Raw genomic sequence first — 541 nt, forward strand, 5'->3', positions numbered from 1 at the left:
GACCCAGAGCGAAAACGCGGCGGTCAATCCGTCGTTCTACTACGCGGTGGCCGATGGCCTGGGAACCTCGGCGATTCCGTACCAGGTGAAGTTCAATCTGCCGTTTGCAGGTGCCGCGCCGTCGGTGACGACCAAGAGCAAGCAGCTGGGCCTGTACATCCAGGACGATTGGGACGTAAACGACAAGCTGCAGTTGAACCTGGGCGTGCGCTGGGATGGCGAGAAGATTCCCTCGTATCTGGACAACGTGACCCCGCCGGAAGTGGTGGCGGCCTTGAACGGCCCCGGCACCGACCCGACGGTGAGCGCCACCTACGCCGAGCAACTGGCCAAGGGCGGCGTCAACATTAACGACTACATCAGCAACGGCCATAACCGTAAACAGGACAACAACAACTTCGCGCCGCGCCTGGGCTTCTCCTACGATTTCCGCGGCGACGCATCGCTGGGTTTGTTTGGCGGTGCCGGTCGCAGCTACGACCGCAATCTGTTCGACATCCTGGGACTGGAGCAGGTCAAGTCGGCGCTGGCGCAGTACACG

General features: G+C 61.9%; 1 protein-coding gene. It reads left to right on the forward strand.

The window, feature by feature from the left end; genetic code table 11:
• On the forward strand, positions 1–541 hold a 541-nt coding region (locus CSC70_RS14325), incomplete at both ends, for a TonB-dependent receptor domain-containing protein (protein ID WP_162457232.1).

This window comes from Pseudoxanthomonas kalamensis DSM 18571 (assembly GCF_010211745.1).
GTDB classification, from domain to species: Bacteria; Pseudomonadota; Gammaproteobacteria; order Xanthomonadales; family Xanthomonadaceae; genus Pseudoxanthomonas_A; species Pseudoxanthomonas_A kalamensis.